At 52.8% G+C, this 23,070-nt stretch carries 21 protein-coding genes; 11 read left to right on the top strand and 10 right to left on the bottom strand.

Features of this window, described 5'->3' with window-relative positions; translation table 11 throughout:
- Positions 1-8 precede the first annotated feature (8 nt).
- Genes J0A68_RS05005 through J0A68_RS04995 form a run of 3 tightly spaced genes read right to left on the bottom strand, consistent with a single transcriptional unit; the run spans position 9 to position 3,639 of the window.
- On the bottom strand, positions 9-1,829 hold the full coding sequence (locus J0A68_RS05005; protein ID WP_206577083.1) for a sensor histidine kinase: 1,821 nt from the start codon (positions 1,827-1,829) through the stop codon (positions 9-11).
- A 45-nt stretch (positions 1,830-1,874) separates the two neighbouring features.
- Positions 1,875-3,272, bottom strand: a complete 1,398-nt coding sequence (locus tag J0A68_RS05000) for a sigma-54-dependent transcriptional regulator (protein WP_206577082.1) — start codon at positions 3,270-3,272, stop codon at positions 1,875-1,877.
- A gap of 22 nt (positions 3,273-3,294) precedes the next feature.
- Positions 3,295-3,639, bottom strand: coding sequence for a response regulator (locus J0A68_RS04995; RefSeq protein ID WP_206577081.1), 345 nt, complete (start codon positions 3,637-3,639; stop codon positions 3,295-3,297).
- Between the two features lie 196 nt (positions 3,640-3,835).
- On the opposite strand from J0A68_RS04995, the gene J0A68_RS04990 reads away from it, so the two are divergent.
- A complete protein-coding gene (locus J0A68_RS04990) occupies positions 3,836-4,279 on the top strand; it encodes a DUF2059 domain-containing protein (protein WP_206577080.1) in 444 nt (147 codons plus the stop codon).
- A gap of 69 nt (positions 4,280-4,348) precedes the next feature.
- Here J0A68_RS04990 and J0A68_RS04985 read toward each other — a convergent pair whose 3' ends face one another.
- From J0A68_RS04985 to J0A68_RS04970, 4 genes are all read right to left on the bottom strand, one after another.
- Entirely contained in the window at positions 4,349-5,791 is a 1,443-nt protein-coding gene (locus J0A68_RS04985; protein ID WP_206577079.1) for a sulfatase, read from the bottom strand.
- Between the two features lie 56 nt (positions 5,792-5,847).
- Positions 5,848-6,441, bottom strand: coding sequence for a gluconate 2-dehydrogenase subunit 3 family protein (locus J0A68_RS04980; protein WP_206577078.1), 594 nt, complete (start codon positions 6,439-6,441; stop codon positions 5,848-5,850).
- 3 nt (positions 6,442-6,444) lie between these two features.
- Positions 6,445-8,151 carry a GMC oxidoreductase gene (locus J0A68_RS04975; RefSeq protein ID WP_206577077.1) on the bottom strand — a complete coding sequence of 569 codons (1,707 nt, stop codon included), beginning with the start codon at positions 8,149-8,151 and terminating at the stop codon, positions 6,445-6,447.
- Between the two features lie 133 nt (positions 8,152-8,284).
- Positions 8,285-10,090 carry a hypothetical protein gene (locus tag J0A68_RS04970; protein WP_206577076.1) on the bottom strand — a complete coding sequence of 602 codons (1,806 nt, stop codon included), beginning with the start codon at positions 10,088-10,090 and terminating at the stop codon, positions 8,285-8,287.
- Between the two features lie 336 nt (positions 10,091-10,426).
- Here J0A68_RS04970 and J0A68_RS04965 point away from each other — a divergent pair, with 336 nt between their 5' ends.
- The 7 genes from J0A68_RS04965 to J0A68_RS04935 all read left to right on the top strand — a co-directional run bounded on the left by J0A68_RS04965 (position 10,427) and on the right by J0A68_RS04935 (position 16,624).
- Entirely contained in the window at positions 10,427-11,482 is a 1,056-nt protein-coding gene (locus J0A68_RS04965) for a glycoside hydrolase family protein (RefSeq protein WP_236021338.1), read from the top strand.
- Positions 11,483-11,594: 112 nt separating this feature from the next.
- A complete protein-coding gene (locus J0A68_RS04960) occupies positions 11,595-11,960 on the top strand; it encodes a DUF805 domain-containing protein (RefSeq protein WP_206577075.1) in 366 nt (121 codons plus the stop codon).
- Between the two features lie 178 nt (positions 11,961-12,138).
- Positions 12,139-13,428, top strand: a complete 1,290-nt coding sequence (locus tag J0A68_RS04955) for a M20/M25/M40 family metallo-hydrolase (protein WP_206577074.1) — start codon at positions 12,139-12,141, stop codon at positions 13,426-13,428.
- A gap of 65 nt (positions 13,429-13,493) precedes the next feature.
- Entirely contained in the window at positions 13,494-15,275 is a 1,782-nt protein-coding gene (locus tag J0A68_RS04950) for an alpha-amylase family glycosyl hydrolase (RefSeq protein ID WP_206577073.1), read from the top strand.
- A gap of 115 nt (positions 15,276-15,390) precedes the next feature.
- The gene (locus tag J0A68_RS04945; RefSeq protein WP_206577072.1) at positions 15,391-15,585 is read left to right on the top strand and encodes a type II toxin-antitoxin system HicA family toxin; all 195 of its coding nucleotides are present in this window, start codon (positions 15,391-15,393) and stop codon (positions 15,583-15,585) included.
- 26 nt (positions 15,586-15,611) lie between these two features.
- Entirely contained in the window at positions 15,612-16,010 is a 399-nt protein-coding gene (locus J0A68_RS04940; protein ID WP_206577071.1) for a type II toxin-antitoxin system HicB family antitoxin, read from the top strand.
- A gap of 35 nt (positions 16,011-16,045) precedes the next feature.
- Positions 16,046-16,624, top strand: coding sequence for an HNH endonuclease (locus tag J0A68_RS04935; protein ID WP_206577070.1), 579 nt, complete (start codon positions 16,046-16,048; stop codon positions 16,622-16,624).
- A gap of 7 nt (positions 16,625-16,631) precedes the next feature.
- Here J0A68_RS04935 and J0A68_RS04930 read toward each other — a convergent pair whose 3' ends face one another.
- The gene (locus tag J0A68_RS04930; protein WP_206577069.1) at positions 16,632-17,759 is read right to left on the bottom strand and encodes a Fic family protein; all 1,128 of its coding nucleotides are present in this window, start codon (positions 17,757-17,759) and stop codon (positions 16,632-16,634) included.
- A 164-nt stretch (positions 17,760-17,923) separates the two neighbouring features.
- Positions 17,924-19,021, bottom strand: a complete 1,098-nt coding sequence (locus J0A68_RS04925; RefSeq protein ID WP_206577068.1) for a hypothetical protein — start codon at positions 19,019-19,021, stop codon at positions 17,924-17,926.
- A 138-nt stretch (positions 19,022-19,159) separates the two neighbouring features.
- On the opposite strand from J0A68_RS04925, the gene J0A68_RS04920 reads away from it, so the two are divergent.
- Positions 19,160-19,966 carry a glycoside hydrolase family 25 protein gene (locus tag J0A68_RS04920; protein WP_206577067.1) on the top strand — a complete coding sequence of 269 codons (807 nt, stop codon included), beginning with the start codon at positions 19,160-19,162 and terminating at the stop codon, positions 19,964-19,966.
- A gap of 102 nt (positions 19,967-20,068) precedes the next feature.
- Here J0A68_RS04920 and J0A68_RS04915 read toward each other — a convergent pair whose 3' ends face one another.
- The gene (locus J0A68_RS04915; RefSeq protein WP_206577066.1) at positions 20,069-20,599 is read right to left on the bottom strand and encodes an REP-associated tyrosine transposase; all 531 of its coding nucleotides are present in this window, start codon (positions 20,597-20,599) and stop codon (positions 20,069-20,071) included.
- 262 nt (positions 20,600-20,861) lie between these two features.
- Between J0A68_RS04915 and J0A68_RS04910 the strand changes: the two genes are divergently transcribed.
- Complete coding sequence (locus tag J0A68_RS04910) at positions 20,862-22,379, top strand: sulfatase family protein (RefSeq protein ID WP_206577065.1); 1,518 nt, start codon at positions 20,862-20,864, stop codon at positions 22,377-22,379.
- 66 nt (positions 22,380-22,445) lie between these two features.
- Positions 22,446-23,066, top strand: a complete 621-nt coding sequence (locus J0A68_RS04905; RefSeq protein ID WP_206577064.1) for a hypothetical protein — start codon at positions 22,446-22,448, stop codon at positions 23,064-23,066.
- Positions 23,067-23,070: the final 4 nt, after the last annotated feature.

Here is a 23,070-nt window from a genome sequence, read left to right as displayed (position 1 = left end):
ATATTAGATTAGTTTAATGAAGGTAATATAACAATAAAATCAGAGCCCGTTCCTTCTATACTTTTGGCGGCGATAATCCCCCCATGATGGGTCACAATCTTCTTACAGATGGCGAGGCCGATCCCTGTACCTTCAAATTCGTTTTTCCCGTGCAGGCGCTGAAATACGTTGAAGATCTGCTCTGCGTACTTTTCGTCAAAGCCGATCCCATTGTCAGAAACGGTGATCTTCACGTAATTCTTGTACCGCGGGGTAAATGAAAAATCCTTTGTCACGTCCAGTGCACTCAGTTTTTCTCCCGAAATCTTGATCAGCGGGCGTTCCTCCGCCTTTCTGAACTTCATCGCATTGCTGATCAGATTCTGGAAAAGCCGCTGAATCTGTCCCTTCACGCCCAACACGGGCGGCACTTTATGAAATTCCAGCACGGCATCTTCCCGGTTGACCTGGTCGGAAAGGTCCTCTGAAATCTCCTCAAACAATTTTTTCATGTCCACCTTGCCGGGGAGCTCACTGCTGCGGGTGATCCGGGAAAAGGCCAGCAAATCCTCGATCAGGTTTTGCATACGCCCCGAGGCCACCTGCATGCGCTCGATGTAGTCTTTGCCCATGTCGTCCAGCTTGTCGTGGTACTTGGTGACCAGCCTGTCGCCAAAGGAGCGGATCTTGCGCAGCGGCTCCTGCAAGTCATGGGAGGCCACGTAGGCAAACTGCTCCAAATCCTCGTTGGAGCGCATGAGCTCCTGGGTATAGTTGCGGAGCTGAAGCTCGACTTCCTTTTCCTTGGTGATATCGGAGAAAGTAAACACCAAGCCGTCGTTGAACTTAGCCGCCAGGATCTTGACCCAGACCGTGTTTCCGCCGAGTTCTACCTCTATTTCCCTTCGGAAATCCACTCCCGAATCCACTACCGCGGCGTACTCGGCGAGCAGTTGCTCGTGGTTTTTGGGAAAAACCTCCGAGAAGGTCTTGGCCATCATCTTAGTCTGGTTTTGGTTCCCCATCTCCGCAGCAGCATCATTTACCAGCAAAAACTCAAAATCTATGATTTGCCCGGATTCGTCCCTCAGTGCGGTGGCAGCCATGATTCCGTCCCGGGAATTGTCGAGGACACTTCTGAGCAGGTTACTGGCATGCATCCGCTTTTGCGTTTCCTCTTTCAGATCCAGGAGCGCCTTTTCGAGGTTTTGGGATTTTTTGTCACGCTCCTCCAGCAGCATCACCGCGCGGGTAAACAGCAACAGAATGCCTCCGAAAGCGATCAGGGCGATTACCAGCAAATTGATCGGCGTGAGGGTCTTGAAGCCCCCCTCGTCTTCCAAGGCTTCGAGAACTATCTTACGCGTGGTCTGCGTGATCGTGTCCGCTACCCGGCGGATTTCGTCCATGTTTTTTTTCCCCTCACCCAGCAGCCTCACTTCCTCCTCCTGCAGGGTGGAATTCTTCCAATTGGTAGCCTGTAGAATCTGCTCAATGATGGCCAACTGCCTGTCCACCAAGATTCTCAGCTCATCGGCTGGAACCTTGATCTCCGGGGTAAACTCCGAGAGGCTGTCCAGCTTGGCCAGCTCTGCGGGGATGTCAATCTTGGCCCGATAGTACGGCTTCAGGTATTCCTCGTCCTCGGTCAGCTGGTAGCCGCGGTGGCCGGTCTCGGCATCCTTGATCAGCGACATGACCATGGTGGTCGTCTGGGTGGTGATGTTCACCGTTCGGATATCTCCGACCGTCCGCACATAGCTACTGAGGTTCCAGTAGGTCCATATACACAACAGGATCAACAGCCCCATGACAAGAGAGAAGAGCAGACGTAGTCTTTTATGGTTCATGGGGAGTAATTTTCTTCCAAAAATCCAGCAGGTTTCAGTGATGGTTTAATAGTCCTGGATTTTGTAAAGTTTAAGCTTGTTGTAGAGGGTTTTTCTGTCTATTCGCAGCAGGTCAGCTGCCTTGGACTTGTTGTAGCGACTGGCTTCCAGCGCATTGATGATAGCCTGTTTTTCGGCCTCTCCGGACACGGAGCGCAGGGTGTGGCTGTCTTCCTCCGGCTCGGCATTGTCCTTGGCGGCAAATGCCCTAGGCCGGGAAATCTCGTCAGGAAGGGCATCAGGCTGCACTTTTTCCCCTTTGGTCAGGAGGACGGCCCGCTTCACCACGTTGTTGAGCTCACGGAGATTGCCATACCACTGGTAGTTCATGAAGTGCTGGATGACCTCTTCCGAAAAGCCCTTGACCTCCTTGTTGAGCGACTGGTTGGCATGTTTCAAAAACAGCTCCGCAAAAGTGAGTATGTCTTCCTTGCGCTCACGGAGCGGGAGGAGATCGATTTTGAATTCGTTGATTCGGTGATACAGATCCTCGCGGAACCTGCCGTCGCGGATCGCTTGGGTCAGATTTTCGTTGGTCGCGGCGATGATGCGAACGTCGATGCTGATGTCTTTTTGGCCTCCAATTCGTCGGATTTTCCGCTCCTGGATCACCCTGAGGAGCTTCACTTGGTTTTCGTAGCTCAGGTTTCCTATCTCGTCGAGAAATACCGTCCCCCCGTTGGCCGTCTCGAAGCTGCCGGGCTTGTCGGCAATGGCGCCGGTGAAGGATCCCTTCATGTGGCCAAAAAGCTCGCTTCCGGCCAGTTCTTTGGGCAAGGCACCGCAGTCTATGGCAACGAAGGGCTTGTCCGAGCGATTGCTTTGCTTATGGATGGAATTGGAGACAAACTCCTTTCCGGTGCCTGTTTCCCCGATGATCAGCACGGACATATCCGTGGGACCGATCAGGTCCACATACTGCTGCACGGACTTGGAAGCCTCACTGCGCCCAAAGATGAATTTGGGCTGGCTTTCGGAGCCCTTTTCTTCCTTCTTTGGCTTTGGAGCCGGCTTGCCGCTTCGGGCCTCGTTTCGCTCCTGGTTCTTCTGGATGGTTTCCTTCACGGTCACCAGCAACTCGTCCGGATAGAGAGGCTTGGTGACGTAGTCATTGGCGCCGTAGCGGAAAGTCTCCACCGCCGTGCGCACATCGCTGTAGCCGGTGATGATGATCACGGCCACGTCTGGACTGAGTACTTTGATCTTTTGCAAAGCCTCCACCCCGGTCATGTCGGGCAGCTTGTAATCGCACAAAACGAGATCGTAGGACTTGGAGCGCAGATACTCTAGGGCCTCTCCAGCCTTGTAGGCCACGTCCACCTCATAGTTTGATTTTTTCAAAAAGTTGGACAGAACCCTGCACAGGTCCTGATCATCGTCTATTACTAAGATTTGGTTGCTCATGGGGGATGATTGGTATTTAAAGTTAGATCGAGTCGATGATTTGTGCTACCTTTTTCTTGGTAAACGGTTTGGGCAGAAAAAAGTCCGCCCCGTGATCCAGCGCCTTGTTGCGCTCATTGTCATAGGCGCTGATGACGATGACCCGCTGGCGCTTCGGAAAACCGCTGATAAACTCCAACATGTCATAGCCGGTACCGTCCTTTAGGTTCAAGTCGAGAAACACGATTCCAAAGCGATTGTTTTTAAACTTCTCCTTCGCCTCGGTGATGGAATTGACGTATTCATTGGCAATACCCAAGGATCTCAACTGCATCGAGAGGAGCATACACAAATCAACTTCGTCGTCGATTATCAAAGCTTTTTTCATGTATGGGTCTTCTTGCATTGCCCAGTGCTGGGACAATTTCGTGCCACAAAAAAACCGCCCCAAAGACAGCCGAATCCGCTCCGTTGCGGAATAATTTCCACAAAAAAATGTAGAAATTATTCCACAACACTACTTGGCCCCACCTCCTTTGTGAGGGAATTAGACTATATATTTACGCAACTTAAATCCATATTTTATGAAACGCGTACTTCTCGCCTTCGCACTCTGCCTATTTGCCTTTTTGTCCCAAGCCCAGCAAACCCAGAAAGAACCGGCCTACCGACTGATGGAGGCCATGCAGCTCAATGAGTCCATTTCCAAAATGATCGACGTCATGGCCCAAATGCCCGGTATAGCCTCCGCCAATGTTCCCTCGGAGGTCTGGGAGGAGTTTAAGAAAGAATTCACCTCCGAAAGCATGATGGACGAGATCGCTCCGATCTACGCCAAGTACTACACGGAAGCGGAACTATTGGCGCTGATAGACTTTTACAATTCTCCCATCGGAAAGAAAACCCTGGAGGTCACCCCTGCGATCACCCAGGAATCCATGGTCGTCGGGCAGAAAAAAGGCCAGGAAGTCATGGGAAGAATCATCGAAAAGCTCCAAAAAATGGGTTACACCCAGTCTTCGCTCTGAGTCAAGAAAAGTGGCAACGCCAGCGTCACAACCGCGAGAAAGCTCCTCAAGACTGGGGAGCTTTCTTTTTTAATGGCCCTCCATGGACCGCTTGCTTAGTCTTTGCACTTCCGCGGGATCATAGCTCGGATTTAGCTCGGTCGGCACGGGGGCTCGGGTAGATCGCCGCCAAGCGTCGAGCTTTTTGATCAGCTCTTGCGCTTTTTCGGGATGGGAGTCCAACAGATTGCTCCGCTCGCCCAGATCCTCCGCCAGATGGTATAGCTCGTACTCGTCCTCCTCAAAGTAATGGTGCAGCTTCCAGTCTCCAGAGCGGATCACCGAGCCTGGACGGGTCCGGAACAAGGGGTCCCGTGATTGATCTTCCCTAGGATCGTAGGCCTCGAGGTAGATGGGAAAGTGCCAAAAAAGCTCCCTGGGCTCGGGCTCTTCCCCATCCAAAAGACCCAGGATGGATATTCCGTCGACCTCAAGCTCCGTTTCGGCTTTCAAGAGCTGGCGAATGGTCGGAAAAAAGTCCATCTGCAGCACCGGACTCCCCACTCGATCCGCTTGGAATCTTCCCGGCCAGCGCACAAACAAGGGAACCCGGATACCGCCTTCGTAGTAGCTCCCTTTTCCCGCCCTCAGCGGATCCTGATGGCTGGTCGCACGGACGCCCCCGTTGTCAGAGGTGAAGATCAGGATGGTATTTTCATCCAAACCGAGGGAATCGATCGCCGCCATCAGCCTCCCCACATTCTCGTCCATGGAGTAGATCATCGCCGCATAGGTGGCATTGTCACGACCGGGCTCTCCCGGCTTTCGGTCAAACTTGGCCTTTAGCTCTTCCTTCGCCATCAGGGGCGAGTGGACGGTGTAGAAGGGCAGGTATAGAAAAAAGGGGTTGTCCCGATTTTCCTCCGCGAAACTGATCGCCTCCGCCGTCAACCGATCCGTCAAGTATTCCCCCGCTCCGGAGGATGGGATGCCCACCTTGTAGGGGCTGAAATAGCCCTTTTGGCCGGGATTGCCCTGCGGCCCACCGCCCACGTTCACATCAAACCCAAAGTCCCTGGGGTCTCGCGACACATGCCACTTTCCAAATATCCCCGTGACATAGCCCTGGTCTTTGAAGAGCTGGGCAAGGGTATAGCTATCGGCGGGAATGTGGTCGGAATTGGGAGTGGGGATCAGCTTTCGAGTTGCGGCATTGCCCCGATCCGAGGGGCTGACGGTGTACACTCCGTGGGTCATCGGATACCTGCCTGTGAGCATCGTCGCCCTGCTCGGCGCGCAGTTGGAGGCACCGGCGTAGGCTTGGGTGAACACTACGCTCTGGGAAGCCAGCCTGTCGAGGTTTGGCGTCTCGTAGTAGCTACCGCCCATGAAGCCCACATCCCTCCAGCCTAGGTCATCGACATTGACCAGGATGACGTTGGGTTTGCCAGTATCTTGCGCATGGAGCGTGCTGCCATTCGTGCAAACAAGAATGGCAAAAATGAGAAGGAAAAGCGATGTTTTGATTTTCATGGCATAAAAAAACTCTCCCCTCGGACATCGAAGGGAGAGTCAATATTAAATCAAAATCACAAACTCCAGGTATTTCCCACATCCGAAAGTGGAATGCATCCCTGATAGGGGCCTGGAATAGGGTCGTAGGTCAGGACATTTTTACCAATCTCCTCCGAGCTGAAATAGGCCCAGAGCGCCATGGATTTCAAGCCCCGGTAAAAGCCCACCGGCTGGCTTGGCCCCACGGAGGTTCCCCAGACGTTTTTGGCGAATTTGGGGGAATTGGCTTCGTGCTCACGGAAACAGGCCGCTTTGTCCTCAGCGCTCAGCTCCGCAAAGACGGCTCCGTAGGTTGCCTTGCAGTCTTCATTGAACTTGGCGATCTCCTCGACGGTGTTTTTCTGTCCGCCTTCGTCGTAGGCCTTGGCATACATCAAGTCCATGAAGATGTCCGCCTTCACGTCCAGGCCGCCCGGTGTATCGGTCTTTGGCAGCAGGAAATCCACAAAAGAGGAAATAAACCTCGCCTGATCCTCGGCCAGAAACTGCGGTGTCCAAGTCAGTCTATCCTGCTGGGCGCAGGCTTGCAGCAAGCTCAGTAAAGTAGGAGTGCCCACCGCAGCGCCGAGCCCGAGGGCTGATTTTCTAAGTGCTTCTCGTCTATTCATGGCTTAGAGGTTTTGCTTTTTGAGTTCGGAAATCGCGTGGCTGGCGGCTCTCGCGGTGAGTGCCATATAGGTCAGGGAAGGATTCACACAGGAGGAGGAGGTCATGCAGGCCCCGTCGGTGACGAATACGTTTTCGCAGCCATGCACTTGGTTGGTAGCATTGAGCACGGAGGTTTTGGGGTCTTTGCCCATGCGGGCAGTGCCCATCTCGTGGATGCCATAGCCCATCTCGTGCTCTTTGTCAAAGTCCATGATGTCCTTGACCCCCGCGCGCTCCAGCATCTCGCGCGCATCGATGCGGATCTGCTTGTTGAGCTCCAGCTCATTGGCACCCCACTGGGCATCGATGCTGAGCGTAGGCTGGCCCCACTTGTCGAGGACGTCGGTGTTGAGCGACACCTTGTTTTCATGATACGGCAGGCACTCCGCAAAGCCTGTGATGAAAAACTCCCAAGGCCCGGGCTTCATCAGTCCGTCCTTGAAGCTGCCGCCAAAATCCTCTTGGTTGCTGCCCGCTCCCCATCCGGCGCGTCCGCCACCGCCTTGGAATCCATAGCCTCGGACAAACTTGTCACTTTGAGGTCCATCTTTCAAGTTGACATAGCGGGGAATGTAGATGCCGTTTGGACGTCGGCCTTTGTAGTATTGGTCTTCGAACCCCTCCACGGTGCCCATCGCGCCGATGCGGTAGGTGTGGTCCATGAGATTGTGACCGAGTTCGCCGGAGTCATTTCCCAGCCCGTTTGGAAAGCGGCTGGAGGTAGAGTTGAGCAGGATCTGGGTCGTGCTCAGGGCAGAGGCATTGACAAAGACGATCTTGGCTTTGTACACGATGTCTTCGCCGGTCTCCGCATCGATGATGCGCACGCCGCTGGCTTTGCCTTTTTGCTCGTCATACACCACCGACTGCACGATGGAGTAAGGGCGGATGGTCAAGTTGCCGGTCGCGTTTGCCGCGGGCAGGGTCACGGCATTGGAACTAAAGTAAGCGCCGTAGGGACAGCCGCGATCGCAGCGATTGCGGGACTGGCACTGCCCGCGTCCGTTGTGCGGCTGGGTCAGGTGCGCCACGCGGCCGATGATCATGTTTCGGCCCTTGAATTCCTTTTCGATGCGCTCTTTGATCTGCTTTTCCACACAGTTGAGCTCCATGGGCGGGAGAAAGTGCGAGTCCGGCAGCTGAGGCAAGCCCAAAGCTTCCCCGCTGATCCCGGCGAATTTCTCTACATGCGTGTACCAAGGCTCGATGTCCTTGTATCGGATCGGCCAGTCGACTCCATGGCCGTCCTTGGCATTGGCCTCAAAGTCCAGGTCCGACCAGCGGTAGGTCTGTTTGCCCCAGAGCAGGGAGCGGCCTCCCATCTGGTGGGCACGCACCCACAGGAAAGGCTTGACCTCGGTGTAGGGATTTTCCACGTCGTTGGCATGGAAGTGCTCGTTCATCGAGCCGATGAATCCCGACCTGCCGCCCTTGGGATGTCGGGCTTTTTGCTCCGGTGTGAGGCTGCCTCGGAGCTCCACTTCCCAAGGGTCGTAGTTCATGGTCGGATAGTCCACCACGTGCTCCACTATTCTTCCCCGCTCCAGGACGAGGGTTTTGAGACCGGCTTCGCAAAGTTCTTTTGCCGCCCAGCCTCCGCTGATCCCCGAGCCGATGACGATGGCATCGTAGGTCAGATTCTTGTCTGCGTCTATGTTAAAGTTGGCCATATTTTGAGTTTACTTGGGGGCATAAGTTAGCCAAATCCCCGAAATCCGCTTGGGTATAAAATCGAAACAAATGGGGGATCATTTGTTTCGAACACAGCGCCTTCCAGGGAGCGAGGAGGGAAAAACCGCCTTTTTACGACTTGGAGTAGGAAACGCTGAGCTTGTTGCCAGACAGGGTGAAGTGCGGAGAGGCCCCATCCAGATCATTGGCTGCAAACTGGCCCACATTGAAGCAGGAGAGATTTGGCGCGGTCAAGACCTCGTAGTCCTGACCAAAATCAAACCCCGAGGACTCGCTCCCAAAAAACCGGAAACTCAACGTCCCCGAGTGGAGGATCAGCTGACTGCCGAGCTCCAGCCCAAAGCCTTTTGAACCCAATGCCATCGCGACTATGCCTCCGGCTGTTTCCAGCAGGCCTATGCTCAGCTTTTGGCTCATCCAGCCGAGATCCAGCTCCCCGTTGCCATAGAGGCAAACATGGCAAGTGCCACCGCTGGCCCAGTCTGCAAAGACCACTTTGCCACCCTGCCCCCCATTCATTCCTCCGTGGGCGACCAGGCGGGAATTACCCGCAGAAGACACGCCGGAGAAGGAGGTAAAGCCTCCGGCAGCACCCGGCACGCTCCCACCTTCGTTGATCACCAAGGCCTCCCCGGCAGTCGGCACCTGATCTTTGGGCTGGCTTTGCAGGGGATCCGTGCCGGATGGTGGAGGGGAAGGATTTGTCGAATTCTTCTCCGAGTCCGCATACATCGCAAAGGAAGTATTACCAGGTGCTGCGTCGGCATTCAGTGCGGGCAGGTTTCTGATCACCGCATTTCCCGCCGTGGGAAAGTGCTGGGTGGGAAGGCTGATCGAAAAGATGGTGTGACCCGCGGTGGACTTGCCGGGAATCGCGCTCCCGTAGTTGATGATCGTGGCCTTTGCGGCGGTGGGACAGCCGTATTTTGCGGTGAACTCCGTATGGCCTCCACCTCCCCGATGGGCGCCCGTTGCGCCGTAGTTATGGTAAGTGGCCTCCCCGGCCGAAGCTCCCTCCGTGCCCATGTCGGGCCAGTTGTTGTTGAAGCTGGTGACGCCGCCATTTCCCCCATCCACCGTGGCCGGATAGTTCAGAAAGTGCCCATGCGCTCCACTGGCCGTCCCGTCAAACGCCACATCTCCGCCGTTTGCCTTGTAAAATGTCCCTCCAAGGTTGATGAAAACCCCGTGTGCGGCAGTCGAGGAATCGTAAAATTGGGTGTTGCCTCCGTCTCCGCCCGCGACCGTCCCGCCAATGTTGGTAAATCTGCCATGAGCAGCCGTAGCATGGTCATGGAAGACGGTATTGCCAAAGGTATCCCCGTCTATCCCCAGGCTGCCGTAGATCGTAAACTCCGCCCGCTCGGCTGTGGAATAATCACAAAAGGCCACTTCTCCGCCGACCGTGCTTCGTTCCGTCTTGGGAGGCGCCAGCTTTCCTGTCCTCACCACGAAGCGGGCCGTACCGGCAGTCGCCTGGTCAAAAAAAGAGATGATGCCGCCTCCGTAGCCATCCTCCAGGGACTCCGGCCCCGAGTAATAGGACATCTCCTCCCCTCCGGCCGTGGCCTTATTGGAAAAGCGAAGCTGGGGCGTGCGGAAATTAGCCGCCGTCGCAGCCACCACAAAACTCTGGCTATGCCCCGACTTGTTCCGGATACCAACGCCGTGGATATCCAGCGCCGGTTTGTTTGGGCTGGAGCCAAAGCGAAAGGAAAAGGATGGTGCCCCTGGCTCAAAATCCAGCTGTCCCACCCTGGCACAGTCCAAGGTGGAAAAAGTAATCACGGTCTTGTCGGATTGGGAAAAGACCGCAGACTCGTCGGGCATTTCACCATCTTCCCAGTTTCGGGCGTCATTCCATTCCTCGTTTTCGGGATGGGCTTTCCAGGTGGCTTTTTTGGTTTTTTCTTCCATGGGTTTAGGAGTTTGGCTGTCAAAAAAAAGAAGAGAGCCACCGTTTGCGCTATCCCCATCCTTGCCGGCAGGAAGCTTTTTCTCCCCAAAAAGCGGGAATCGAGGTAGTCCAAATTTTGGTGAGGGACGTTTTCGATTTAGCTTTTGCTAGCTACCAACAACAACGGACACAGACAGCAGCTCTGTTTTAGTGTATTTAATATACAAAGTATTGTATAGCAAACACTTCCAAACGAGTCTTTATGCTGTTGCAAATCTGGCCCGCTGCCCAAAGTCGGCTTCGAACCGTTGTTTGTCGGCGGCAAGGCCCATATCTTCATCTTTTCGCTTTTTTCCATGAAAATCCACTTCCTATTCCTTTTCATCGGCCTCGCATCCTGCACTCCCCAAGCCAAAAAGCTTCCCCAAAACGTCTCCCAAGAGGCCATGGAGGAAGTGTATGGGGAGATTAAGACCCCTTTCAAATATGGGATCGTGTTTCAACACCCGGACAGCACCAAGATGATCGACTCCCCGACGATCTTCCGTGAGGGAGGGCTTTGGCACATGACTTACATCGTCTTTGACGGGCAGGGATACGAGACCTGGCTTGCGCAAAGTGAGGATCTGCTCCACTGGGAGTCCCAGGGGAAGATTCTCTCCTTCACCGAAGGCACCTGGGACGCCAACCAAAAGGCCGGCTATCCCGCGCTGGTGGACACGGAGTGGGGAGGAGACTATGGTGTGGAAAAATTCCAAGACCGCTACTGGATGACCTACCTGGGCGGAAGCAGCAGCGGTTACGAAGCGGGAACCCTCAAAGTGGGAATGGCAAGTTCAAGCGCACTTACCGAAATCAGGGCATGGGAAACCTCTCGCGAGCCACTTTTGTCCCCGGAGGACGAGGGGGCGCGCTGGTTTGAGGACAAAACGATCTACAAAAGCCATGTAATCCGGGATACGGAGCTGCATACCGGCTATCCTTTTGTGATGTACTACAATGCTAAAGGGGACACCGCGGACTACGAAAGCATTGGCATGGCCGTATCGGAAGACCTGAAGACCTGGAAGCGTTTTGGGGAAAACCCCGTTATCACGAGGCATCAGGGAATTTGCGGGGATGCGCAGATCGTCAAGATGGGCGATCTCTACGTCATGTTCTATTTTGGCGCCTTCTGGAGGCCGGGTGCGTTTGAGCGCTTTGCCGCTTCCTATGATCTTGTCCACTGGACAGATTGGGAAGGAGCTGACCTGATCGCCCCCTCGGACCCCTATGACCGGCAATACGCCCACAAACCTTGGGTAATCAAGTGGAATGGCGTGGTGTACCACTTTTACAATGCCGTAGGCGACCAAGGTAGGGTGATCGCCTTGGCTACTTCTGAGGAGCTGGCTCGCAAAGAAAACGACTAAAAATACCCTGTACAGGGTATTTTTAGGTATGATGAAATCCAACATATTGCTCCGCGATGACCACAGGTCTCTTCGCAAAACAAATTCCATCACCCTAACCCCAATTACCCTTATGGATTGGTATCTCAAAGTATGGCAGCAGTATGCGGATTTCGACGGCAGAGCGAGACGCAAAGAATACTGGATGTTTCACCTGTTTCACGTTTTGGCCCTCATTGCGGCCGTCCTCTTGGACAATTTACTCGACATGGCCTTCTTCGATGGCTTTTTTGGCCCCATCTACCTGGTTTATGTTCTTGCATCGGTGATCCCCAGTTTGGCGGTCACGGTGCGTAGGCTTCATGATGTGGACAAAAGCGGCGGAATGATCTTTATTTCCATGATTCCGATAGTTGGACCGATCTGGCTGCTTGTTCTCCAATGTACCAAAGGAGACCAAGGGAGAAACCGATACGGCAGGGATCCCAAGGAAGCTTAAGCCAAGCGCCGACCCGAAATCGCTCGGGTCGGCTCTTTTTTATAGCTCCTAGTCTTAAAAAAGACCGTGGAGAACACCCTTATTTGCCTGGGCTCGATCGAGCGCCATCCCACAGGCCAAGATACCGCCGTGGGAAGATCCTCTTGCCAGCCTAGCATTTTTCGGTTAGCTTCCTCCTATGAAAAAGACCTTGCAGCTCTTGGCCTTGTGCCTGATGCCTTCCTTGCTTTTTGCGCAGCAAAACCTTACCGAGGATGAGCAAAAACTCACCAGACTGATCGACCAAAACTACCAGGAAACCCTCGCCCTACTCGAGGAGGTCATCAACATCAATTCCGGTTCGCTCAATTCAGAGGGGGTGCGGCAGGTCAGCAGGGTCTTTGAGCGGGAGTTTCAAAAAATCGGCTTCGAGACCGAATGGCTGGAGCTCCCTGCCGAAGTCAAGCGCTCGGGCCACTTCATCGCCACCCGCAAGGGCAGCAAGGGCAAAAAGCTCTTTCTGATCGGACATCTCGACACCGTCTTCGAAAAGGACATGCCCTTCACACCCTTCACCTGGCTCAACGACAGCACCGCCACCGGCCAGGGTGCCAATGACATGAAAGGCGGCGATGTCCTGATTTTGGCCAGCCTCAAAGCCCTCGATGAGCTGGGCATGCTGGTGGACAGGACGATTACCGTCTATTTTACCGGAGACGAGGAGAGTTCTGGTAATGTGACTGTCTCCCGGAGGGACTTCATCGAGCGGGCCCGGCAGCATGAGATCGCACTGGCTTATGAGACGGCGCAGGGCTTTGGCAGCGTGACCGTCGCTAGAAGGGGCGCGAGCACCTGGACGCTGAAGACCGGCGGGAAGCAAAGCCACTCCAGCGGTGTATTCCGGGAGTCTGTGGGCTACGGGGCCATCTATGAAGCCGCAAGGATTCTCACCGAGTTTCAGGAGACATTGGCCGGAGAGCAATATCTGACTTTTAATCCAGGCCAATTTGTCGGCGGTTCGGATGTCAGTCTCGATCCGGTGACGGGAAAGGGCGAAGCGTTGGGCAAGACCAACATCGTAGCCCGAGAGGCCCTAGTCACGGGAGATTTGAGGTTTTTGGGCGAAGCCCAAAAGGAATCCGCCAGAGCCAAGATGACCGAAATCGTGGCCCAACACCTCCATCTGACCGATGCGGAGATTGCGTTCAAAGACGGGCTGCCCTCCATGGAGCCAAGCGAGGGCAACTATGCTTTGGCAAAAATCCTCAACCAAGTGAGCCTCGATATGGGTTTTGGAGAGGTGAAACCCGGCGATCCCGGCAGCCGAGGCGCTGGGGACATCTCCTTCGTGGCGGAATTCATGGACTGTCTGGATGGATTGGGCGCCTCAGGAAGCGGAGCCCACGCTCCGGGCGAGACGATAAACATGAAGCAATATCCCGATTTGATCAAAAGAAATACGATCTTACTGTACCGATTGACCCGATAACCTGATGAACTCGTGTTTGGCCGCCGAGCCTTCCGCCGCGGCAGCTTTTTCCAAAACCATCAGCAATGAAGCCCCCGAAGATTGTCCTCTATCACGTTTTCACCCGTCTTTTTGGCAACAAAAACACCCGCAACAAGCCCTGGGGAACCCGGGAGGAAAATGGGGTGGGAAAGTTTGCCGACTTCACGGACCTGGCTCTGGAGGAGATCAGAAAGCTGGGGGTGACCCACATCTGGTACACGGGGGTGCTGCACCATGCCATGGTCGGCGACTTCCCGGAGATAGGGCTCCAGTCTGACCATCCTGCGGTCGTGAAGGGCCGGGCAGGCTCGCCCTACGCCATCCGGGACTATTATCAGGTCAATCCCGACTTGGTGACGAATCCAAGCCGTCGCCTGGAGGAGTTTGAGGAGCTCATCGCCCGCACGCACCGGCATGGTATGAAGGTCATCATAGACCTCGTGCCCAACCACGTCTCCCGCCACTATGAGGGCCGAAACAATCCCGCTGGCACCAGTGACTTCGGTGCCGAAGACGACACTTCGGTAGCATACGCCCGGGACAACAACTTCTACTACATCCCTGGAAAGGCTTTCGAGATCCCCGATCCCAAAAACGGCTACCAGCCCCTGGGAGGCGAGGCCCATTCCCTGCTGGGGGAAGCTTATCGCGAATTTCCCGCCAAATGGACAGGCAACGGCTCGAGGAACGCAAAGCCCGACTTCTACGACTGGTACGAGACAGCCAAGATCAACTATGGCCTGCGCCCAGATGGAAGCAAAGATTTTCCAGAACTACCAATCGAAGCAATCAAGTGGGATTGGACAAAGCATTTGGCTTTTTGGAAGGAAAAAGAAGTGCCCGATACTTGGAGGAAATTCCGGGACATCGCCTTCTTTTGGCTGGAAAAAAACGTGGACGGCTTTCGCTACGACATGGCCGAGATGGTGCCGGTGGAGTTTTGGTCCTACCTCAATTCGCACATCAAGTCCCGTAAAGAGGATGCTTTTCTCGTAGCCGAAGTCTACAATCCCGGCTTGTACCGGGACTTTATCTTCAAGGGAAAAGTGGACTACCTCTACGACAAAGTCGGCCTCTACGACGCGCTGAAGGAAATCGTCCAAGGCCATGGCTCCACGGACAAACTCGTCCATATCCAGCAAGGGCTGAAAGACATCGAGCATCACATGCTCCATTTTCTGGAAAATCACGACGAAGTGCGCATTGCCAGTCCCGAGTTTGCGGTAAACCCATGGAAAGCCATGCCTGCGATGGTCGTTTCGGCCTTGATCGGCACTTCACCAACGATGATCTATTTCGGCCAGGAGGTAGGCGAGCCAGCGAGGGAATGGGCCGGTTTTGGGCATCCCAACCGCACCTCCATCTTTGACTACATCGGCGTACCCCAGCACCAGAAGTGGATGAACGGGGGCAAGTTTGACGGGGGACAGCTCACGGACAATGAAAAAGCCCTGCGCAACTACCACTCGGAAGTACTGAATTTCTCAGTTCAGAGTCCTGCACTAAGAGGGGAATACCGAGAACTTCACACCCTAAATCGGCACCACCACTCGGGTTATGGATCAAAGCAATTTGCTTTCGCCCGCTGGGGCGGCGGCCAACAACTGCTCGTCGTCTGCAACTTTGACGAGCACCATGGCTTCATGGCCCGGCTGAAAATCCCGAAAGAGCTCGTTGCGCTATGGCATCTCGCTCCGGGAACAAGGGAGGTTTCGGAAGTGATGTTTGGCAAAAAGAAAACCCTGCTTCGCGTCCACGAGCAGGAGGCATTCTTGGAACTGGACTTCGGCCCACTGGAATCGGCGGTGTTTGAAGTGGGGAGGTAGGGAAGTCGGGAGGTTCGGAGGCGGGATGGTGGACAGAATTTACCAAAATCGAACCCTAGCCGCAGATAGAAACGTAGTATTAATACTATATTTGAAAAATCTATTCTGAAACTATGTGGAGAAATTCAAAGTAAAGGATGTCCTTAGGCTACTTTCCGAGGACGGCTGGTATCTGCGGGAGCAAAGAGGAAGTCATCGACAGTTTAAGCATCCCGTAAAAAAAGGCCGAGTCACCCTAAACGGTAAACCTTCGGACACCCTAAGCCAAGAACTTCTCAACAGTATCTGGAAGCAGGCAGGATGGAAATGAAAGCCCCCGAAAAAATTCAATTGCCCATGCCCACTATCATCGTCGACATCACTTGGGAAGACAACTACGGAGCCCTTGCCGACATAGTCCCAGGATGTGTAGCTACACACAAAACGCTCAACGGGGTGAAGGAAGCGTATGCCACTGCCCTGCAAATGCACCTCACAGGAATGGCTGAAGACGGAGAGCCTATTCCCCCAGCACTCCGGTCGGAGTATGAATTGGAATATCGCCTGAGCACCCAAGCCATTCTCAAGTCCCTAGACGGGAAAATCTCCCGTGCGGCTATTGCCCGTGCCTCTGGCATCAACGAGCGTCAACTCGGGCACTACATCACCGGGAGGGTTTCGCCTAGGTCTGTCAACCGCAAAAAAGTCGTGGAGGGCCTTCACCAAATCGCGCAGGATCTCCTGAAGGTCGTCTGAGACATTACAGTTTGAGTTTGTAGCTACTTCCATCTATGCCCAAAAAGCCTCTAGAAACCGTCCAAGAAAAGATTTTCTATTCCTACGCCAACTTGGCAATGGCGCATTCCGCTGTAGAAAAGGGACATGCCAACTATGGGACTTTCAACTACGTCATCAGAGCCAAATTATTCAAAGGGTTGATGACTGGCTCCATGAACATGAGGTCGATTTTTGATGATGAAAAAATAAAACTGCAGTCTGGTCAGGTATGCAACTATTGCGGATCCAACGAGCGACTTGCCTTAGACCACATTTTCCCCCAAAAGTATGGGGGACTAGACGATGCCGAAAATCTCATTTTCGCCTGTAAAAGCTGCAATAGCTCGAAAGGAAAAAAGGATTTGATGGAGTGGATGGCCTATCGAGGAACGTTCCTACCATTGATGATAATCCGCAGGTATCTGAAATTAACTTTTCAATACTGTAAAAAGCATGATCTCCTTGACAGGAAAATTGAGGAACTGAGCTCCATGGAGCTGCCCTTTAAGGTTGATCTTCTCCCTACGTCTTTTCCCAAGCCCGACGTTCTTGTGCTGGTAGTATCTGCCAAAGAGAAGCCAGATCAAAGTTAAACACATCTCAACTCCCCAAAATCCTATACAGCTCCAAGTTCAGGTAATAGTGGTTACCGCTGATTTTGCGCTTTTCGCAGATGCCCAGCTCCACGAGCTGGTTTAGGTAGAGGCGGGCGGTGTTTTCGGCATAGAGCTTTTTGTCCACCAGGTGTTTGACTTTGGTAAAGGGCTGGGTAAAAATCGCCTCCAACAGGGACTCCGGCCGGGCTATGCGGGTCTCCTTTTCCAACAGCCTGAGCATGGCATCCTTGGCGCTGAGGATGTCGGTGATCTTTTGGAACGTATCCTCGGAAGTCAGTTCGATCCCCCGGAAAATGAAAAGGAGCCAGTCCTTCCAAGCCCCACGCTGGGTGACTCCGGCCAGGTGGGCATAGTAGTCTTCCTTGTGCTGTAGGATGTACTTGCTGAGAAAAAGGATGGGCAGATCCAGTAGGCCGCTGTTTACGAGATAGTGGATGTTGAAGATCCGGCCCGTGCGGCCATTGCCGTCCCGGAAAGGGTGGATCGCCTCAAACTGCAGGTGGGCGATTGCGATCTTGATCAATGGATCGAGGGGAGGATTTTCCGCCTCATTGACAAACTGGATCAGGTTGTCCATCAAGTCCTCCAGCAGGCCTTCTCCCCGAGGCGGGGTGTAGATCGGCTTACCGGCATTCGGTCCCGATCCCCCTTGCCGGATGTAGGTCTGTGCGAAAGGTTTTCGCAGCCCATCGGCATACTCCGTGGTGGTACGATATACCGTCTCAAAGTACTCCAGGTCAAACTTTCCTTTTATCTCCAGATATTCATGCCCCGCCCAGATCGACTCGCGGTAGCGCAGCACTTCCTTGGCAGGGCCATTGACCGGCGGCTCATCATCGCTAAAGGCCCGATACAGCTCATCGTCCGTGGTGAAGATGTGCTCGATTTCGCTAGAAGCTTTGGCCTCCTGCAAGCTGATCGTATTGACCAAGATGCCCTGGTTGGGAATGGCGATACTGCGGCCTTGGAGTTTTCCGAGAGCGGCCTTGGCCTTGCCCAATCCTTCGTATACATCCAGATCCCGGTAGATCGCCGGATCTATAGGCAACTTGGGCAGTCCGTTCCAAGGAACAGTTCGGTCGGGGTTGATTCTGTACAGCTGATCTCGCATCAAAATACCTATTTTTTGATGTAAGGTAAGAAAGCTGGCCTTAAATGCAATGGACTCAACCCCATCTGACATCAATTTTTCTAATTTTTAATGTTAGGATAAAATCCAACCTCAACAGAAAGGGGAGAACAAGCAACTGACATCAAATACTGACAATTTTGATGTTAGCCCGATTCTTTGACCTTAAGGAGAAAGATAAAATACGACTCGTCGTAAGTATCCGACAGCCTATGCTTGAAAGATTCCGGGAGTCTATCGATGTTTTCTTGGATCTGCTCGCCGGAAAGCCCAAAATACAGGATTCCGTCTTTGGAGAATTGAGGTATACCAAGATCCACCCCGGACACGGAATTGTCTACAATGCCCGGATAGATGGTTAACTCTCGGCTGGAAAAATCCATCATTGCCAGCTTTCGCCGAGATTCATCTTGCAGCTGAATCATGATCCTCTGGCTGTCCAATCCAAAGACCTCTCCATACAAATAGCTGTATTCAGGTGAGTTGATCACTTTTGCGAAATCGGGAGGATAGGTGACTCCATAGAGCTTCTCTCGGGGAAAGGCCCGACCTCCTAGATCAATATGAAGCAATGGACGAAACTCACCGCCCTCCCAGAGATAGATGGTATCATTGAAGGCTCGGGAAAACAGCACCCCTTCTCTCCATTGGGAAAACTGGGAATAGGTGAGGTTGTAAAAACCATAAGCTTCCCGGTCCACAGGCAAAGCGCGTGAGCGCACGACAGAATCATAGGTCAAAATCTCCCAGTCACCGTCCGCAATCCGATTGGTGAATGCGATGTTGCCAACTTCTCCCTGAAAATGGAACTTGGCCTTTACGGGTAAGAACTCTTCACCGACTTCTTCGAGAGTCTCGCTGAGCCAAGTCACCCGGTCGCCGGAAAGAATGATCCCGATCTGATCGCCCCTCAGCATCACTTGGGTAATGTATCCAGCGGGTAGCCTGCCGTCCTCTTCAAATTCCAGACTACGCAGCACCTTACCCCGCAGGTCCAGCTGGTATAAGGTCGTGACCATGTCGGTCTCAAAGAGGTAGAGATGCCGCTCGGATCTCAGTATCGTGGGCGTCCCAGAGATGGGATAGCGAGTCTGTACTTCCAGCACCTCCAGACTTTCGCCCAAATCAGTCACACGCAGCGACTTGTCCGAACGAACAGGCTGGTAAGAAAAAGTCTGGTCACCGGGATTTTGGCAGGAAAACAGTGCGAAGAGCAAACAGAAAAATAGGCGTCCAAAAGTCATTCGCTGAGTTGGAGAAAAAGAAAAAAACGTCCGAAACTATTCCAATTTATAGAAAACCAAATGATTACAAAAACATAGTTTGAAATCCGGCGCTTTGCTTGGCTGTGCATTTGTATTTTATCCAACTTTACCGTTTCTATGCCCCGCAAGAAAAAAAACGTCTCCACCTGGCTTCCTGTATTTCTCGTCCTTTTTTTGGCTACGCTGGGATCGGTGGTTTTGGTCTTTGTCTTTCGGGCAGAGTTGAAAGACAGCCTTCGCTTTTTCACCCAAAACTCCCCTCCCCGTAACGAGGAACTCAAGATCGAGCATATCTTCCGCAACTATCCCGAAGGAAGCCTCGGCATAGACGTGTCCGAATACCAGGGCAAAATCGACTTTCCGGAACTCCAACTCCAGCTGGAAAACCACCCGATCGAATTTGTCTTCGTCCGCGCTACCATGGGCGACGATGGGGTGGACAAGCAGTTCCGCAGAAACTGGGAAGGCTTTGGCAACATGCCCGTACTCCTCGGAGCCTACCACTACTACCGGCCCAATGAAAACAGCTCCAAACAGGCGGAAAACTTCATCAAAACAGCAAAACTGAAACCTGGCAACCTGATCCCGGTCCTCGACATAGAAAAGCACAGCACCATCCAGTCCCGGGAAAAGCTTCGCGAAGGGCTGAAAAACTGGTTGCGGATCGTGGAGGAGCACTACGGCGTCAAACCCATGATCTACACTGGCGACCGCTTTTTTTGGGACGTGCTCCATGGACACGGCTTTGACGGATATCCAATCTGGGTGGCCAACTATAACCTCATCGTCGAGCCGGAGACCGAGGACTGGGAGATCTGGCAGTTTTCCGAAAAGGGCCGTCTTCCCGGCATCCGCGAACGCATAGACCTGAATGTGTTTCAAGATGGGAGCGAATACCTGCAGTCGCTGGTGATTCCCGGGTGAGTCTCCGCTTGCGCAGAAGTGGGATTCGGCTTACTTTAAGGAATCCGCTTCTCGAGGTTTGTAACCTCGAGAACTTATCAAAGGATTTGCAATCCAGCATACTTACCCAAAAAAAACCAAGTCCAGGGCTCCTGCCCTAACTCCGAAAAAGTCCCCTGCACTGCTTAATAGATACTCTTCAGGTTTTTCCACAATACCCGCTCGAACTGGATTTTCATGGATGTAATTGACTTTCGTTTCAAAAAAAGACCTTGAATAAATCTCCTCTCCGTGGTATCCTTTTTCCCAAAACCAAATTTGATTCTCAAAAGTAAGAGTCATTTCCAGCCACTTTTTTCGGCTTTCTTGTGGGTTTTCTTGAATAGCTTTGAAGATTTTTTTAGCGGTGAATTTCCTGAAATCGCGAATAACATCTGGTAGATTTTCATCTTTTGCCCTGAGGATCAAATGGCAGTGGTTACTCATGATTACCCAAGCAAAGATTTCCAACCCCTTGTTTTTTTGACAATAGCGGAGGCTTTCCAAAAATACTTCAACATACGCTTTTCGGGTAAATACATCTACCCACTGATGAACCGTGAAGGTAACAAAGTGAACCGCCCCCCGGTCTTTGGCTGCATATTCCTTCCCCATAAAAAAACCGTCTAAAAAATCAGATTAAAGATCTAGTGATATGTCCTCGAAATTGCAAATTTCGAGGAGCCACAGACCCAAGACTGGGAGATTTGGCAGTTTTCCGAAAAGGGCCGTCTTCCCGGCATACGCGAACGCATAGACTTGAATGTGTTTCAAGATGGGAGCGAATACCTGCAGTCGCTGGTGATTCCTGGATAGTTCCTTCCTTGCGCAGAAGTCGGATTCCCCTTACTTTAAGGGACATTGACAAAAACCCGCTATGATCCTCACACCTTTTTTGTTACTGCTTTTTAGCCTTTTCAGCACAACTCCCTCCGAATCTCCCCAAGAAACCCCGCCCAACATCCTCTTTCTGATCGCCGACGACTGGTCTTATTCCCATGCTGGCGTGTACGGCGACCCTGTGGTGAGGACTCCGACGTTTGACCGTCTGGCGCGGGAAGGGGCGCTTTTCCACAAGGCCTTCACCTCCTCCCCGTCCTGCTCCCCCTCGCGGGCATCCATCCTCACCGGTCGCTACCCGCATGAGATCGAGAGCGGCGGCAACCTCTGGCCCGAGTGGCCCTCCCAATACCCAACCTACGTCAGCCTCCTCGGCGAAGCGGGCTACTTCACCGGCTCCTCCCGCAAAGGCTGGGGGCCGGGCGACTTCAAAGTCTCCGGCCTAGAGCATAATCCCGCTGGAAAAAGCTATCCCGACTTCAAGGCTTTTCTGGCCGAAAGGCCCGAGGGAAAGCCCTTTGTCTTTTGGTTTGGCAGCACCGATCCGCACCGGGACTATGTGCCCAATACCGGAATCCACACGGGCATGAAGCTGGAAGACGTGCCGGTTCCTGGATTTTTCCCCGACAATGACTGCGTGAGAAACGACATCCTGGACTACTACTTCGAGGTGGAGCGCTTTGACCGGGAAAGCGGGCAGCTGATCCGCATGCTGGAGGAAATGGGCGAACTGGACAACACCATCATTGTCATGACCAGCGACAACGGCATGCCTTTCCCCCGCGCCAAGGCAAACCTCTACGACTTCGGAGCAAGGCTCCCACTGGCTATCCGCTGGCCAAAAAAGGTCAAAGCCGGAACGGTGGTCGAGGACTTTGTCAACTTCGCAGACTTCGCCCCGAGCTTCCTCGAAGCTGCCAACCTAACCCCGCAGGGGATGAGCGGACAGTCGCTTTGGAAGCTCCTTGCTGGGGAAAAGCAGGATAGAAAACAGGTTTATCTCGAGCGGGAGCGCCATGCAAATGTGCGAAAGGGCGACCTGAGCTATCCCATGCGTGCGGTGAGAAACGAGCGCTTCCTCTACATCTGGAATACCATGCCGGAGCGAAATCCCGCAGGTGACCCCAGCGTCCACCAGTCCGTCGGACAGTACGGGGACGTCGACCACTCCATCACGAAGTTTCTGATCATGGAGCTGGAGGGAAAAGCAGCCGCCAACCAACCGGATTACTTTTCGTTGGCCTTTGGCACCCGACCCGAGGAAGAACTCTACGACGTGGTCGCCGACCCTTACCAGCTCAAAAACCTAGCGGGCAACCCGGCTTTCGCAGAGACAAAAAGCCAGCTCAGGCAGCAGCTGCTCGCCTGGATGGAAAAAACCGGCGACCGACGTTTTGAGGATCCCCGCTCTACCTACTGGGACGAGTTGCGCTACACGCCGGACTATCAGATGAAAGACGCTGACGTTGAAAAGGCGATTGAGGAATATCGGATCAAGCCGCATTTTGGGCCAGATGCGAGGGAAGGAATCCCTTGCTTGCCTGAGGAGCATTGAGTTTCAGAAATCATTTTAGTGAACATAAAAAAACACCCTCAATTGCGGCTATAGCACGATTCCAAAATGAAAACAGTTCTTTTTATACTATTGAGCTTCATATCGACTACTTCGTTTGGTCAACTGAGTGAACGAGATAGCGAAAAAGCCGATTTTCTCATCGAAAACTTTCGAAATCACACAGACTCTAGCCGTCAATTAACCAATAGCGCTTCGATTGATTATATCAGCGACTCATTGTTTAAAGCTATAATTTTGACTTTAGGGAATGGTGATAAAATTGTACTTGACATAAGATATAAAGACAATTCACAAGGTTATACCGAACTGGGAGCTGATTTCGTCAACTACGTTCTTATAAAACATCGCGGCCAAGGATCAGAAAACCCTGAACAGCTTCGAGTAATCAACAAAAAAAATGGAGACGATAAATGGCTCGGAGATTATCCTTTTTATCTCGACACAAAGAATGAAATAGGTGTTTATGAAACACTCATAAATTCATTCTCAAAAATTGTGATTCACAATTTTTCTACAGATAAAACAGAATTTTATCCAACTCCAGACACCATATGCTCGTGCTGTGATTGTTTTGAAATTATAGAATTTAACGATAAGTTTTTTACAGTAAGATATTCTGATCTCGAGAACAATACGACGGAACAGAGAATAGAAAGAAAAGAATAGAAAT

The sequence above is a fragment of the Algoriphagus oliviformis genome (assembly GCF_017254915.1).
In the GTDB taxonomy this organism is placed as follows: Bacteria; Bacteroidota; Bacteroidia; order Cytophagales; family Cyclobacteriaceae; genus Algoriphagus; species Algoriphagus oliviformis.
Note: the sequence above shows the minus strand (reverse complement) of the source record. Positions and strands in the feature narration are given on the sequence as shown.

What these genes read in the sequence shown, in the direction of transcription:
- J0A68_RS04930 (WP_206577069.1), bottom strand. Translation starts at nt 17,759, where the DNA reads ATGCGAGATCAGCTGTACAGAATCAACCCCGACCGAACTGTTCCTTGG.
- J0A68_RS05005 (WP_206577083.1), bottom strand. Translation starts at nt 1,829, where the DNA reads ATGAACCATAAAAGACTACGTCTGCTCTTCTCTCTTGTCATGGGGCTG.
- J0A68_RS04990 (WP_206577080.1), top strand. Translation starts at nt 3,836, where the DNA reads ATGAAACGCGTACTTCTCGCCTTCGCACTCTGCCTATTTGCCTTTTTG.
- J0A68_RS04910 (WP_206577065.1), top strand. Translation starts at nt 20,862, where the DNA reads ATGATCCTCACACCTTTTTTGTTACTGCTTTTTAGCCTTTTCAGCACA.
- J0A68_RS04970 (WP_206577076.1), bottom strand. Translation starts at nt 10,090, where the DNA reads ATGGAAGAAAAAACCAAAAAAGCCACCTGGAAAGCCCATCCCGAAAAC.
- J0A68_RS04935 (WP_206577070.1), top strand. Translation starts at nt 16,046, where the DNA reads ATGCCCAAAAAGCCTCTAGAAACCGTCCAAGAAAAGATTTTCTATTCC.
- J0A68_RS04975 (WP_206577077.1), bottom strand. Translation starts at nt 8,151, where the DNA reads ATGGCCAACTTTAACATAGACGCAGACAAGAATCTGACCTACGATGCC.
- J0A68_RS04925 (WP_206577068.1), bottom strand. Translation starts at nt 19,021, where the DNA reads ATGACTTTTGGACGCCTATTTTTCTGTTTGCTCTTCGCACTGTTTTCC.
- J0A68_RS05000 (WP_206577082.1), bottom strand. Translation starts at nt 3,272, where the DNA reads ATGAGCAACCAAATCTTAGTAATAGACGATGATCAGGACCTGTGCAGG.
- J0A68_RS04955 (WP_206577074.1), top strand. Translation starts at nt 12,139, where the DNA reads ATGAAAAAGACCTTGCAGCTCTTGGCCTTGTGCCTGATGCCTTCCTTG.
- J0A68_RS04915 (WP_206577066.1), bottom strand. Translation starts at nt 20,599, where the DNA reads ATGGGGAAGGAATATGCAGCCAAAGACCGGGGGGCGGTTCACTTTGTT.
- J0A68_RS04940 (WP_206577071.1), top strand. Translation starts at nt 15,612, where the DNA reads ATGCCCACTATCATCGTCGACATCACTTGGGAAGACAACTACGGAGCC.
- J0A68_RS04920 (WP_206577067.1), top strand. Translation starts at nt 19,160, where the DNA reads ATGCCCCGCAAGAAAAAAAACGTCTCCACCTGGCTTCCTGTATTTCTC.
- J0A68_RS04905 (WP_206577064.1), top strand. Translation starts at nt 22,446, where the DNA reads ATGAAAACAGTTCTTTTTATACTATTGAGCTTCATATCGACTACTTCG.
- J0A68_RS04980 (WP_206577078.1), bottom strand. Translation starts at nt 6,441, where the DNA reads ATGAATAGACGAGAAGCACTTAGAAAATCAGCCCTCGGGCTCGGCGCT.
- J0A68_RS04995 (WP_206577081.1), bottom strand. Translation starts at nt 3,639, where the DNA reads ATGAAAAAAGCTTTGATAATCGACGACGAAGTTGATTTGTGTATGCTC.
- J0A68_RS04965 (WP_236021338.1), top strand. Translation starts at nt 10,427, where the DNA reads ATGAAAATCCACTTCCTATTCCTTTTCATCGGCCTCGCATCCTGCACT.
- J0A68_RS04985 (WP_206577079.1), bottom strand. Translation starts at nt 5,791, where the DNA reads ATGAAAATCAAAACATCGCTTTTCCTTCTCATTTTTGCCATTCTTGTT.
- J0A68_RS04950 (WP_206577073.1), top strand. Translation starts at nt 13,494, where the DNA reads ATGAAGCCCCCGAAGATTGTCCTCTATCACGTTTTCACCCGTCTTTTT.
- J0A68_RS04960 (WP_206577075.1), top strand. Translation starts at nt 11,595, where the DNA reads ATGGATTGGTATCTCAAAGTATGGCAGCAGTATGCGGATTTCGACGGC.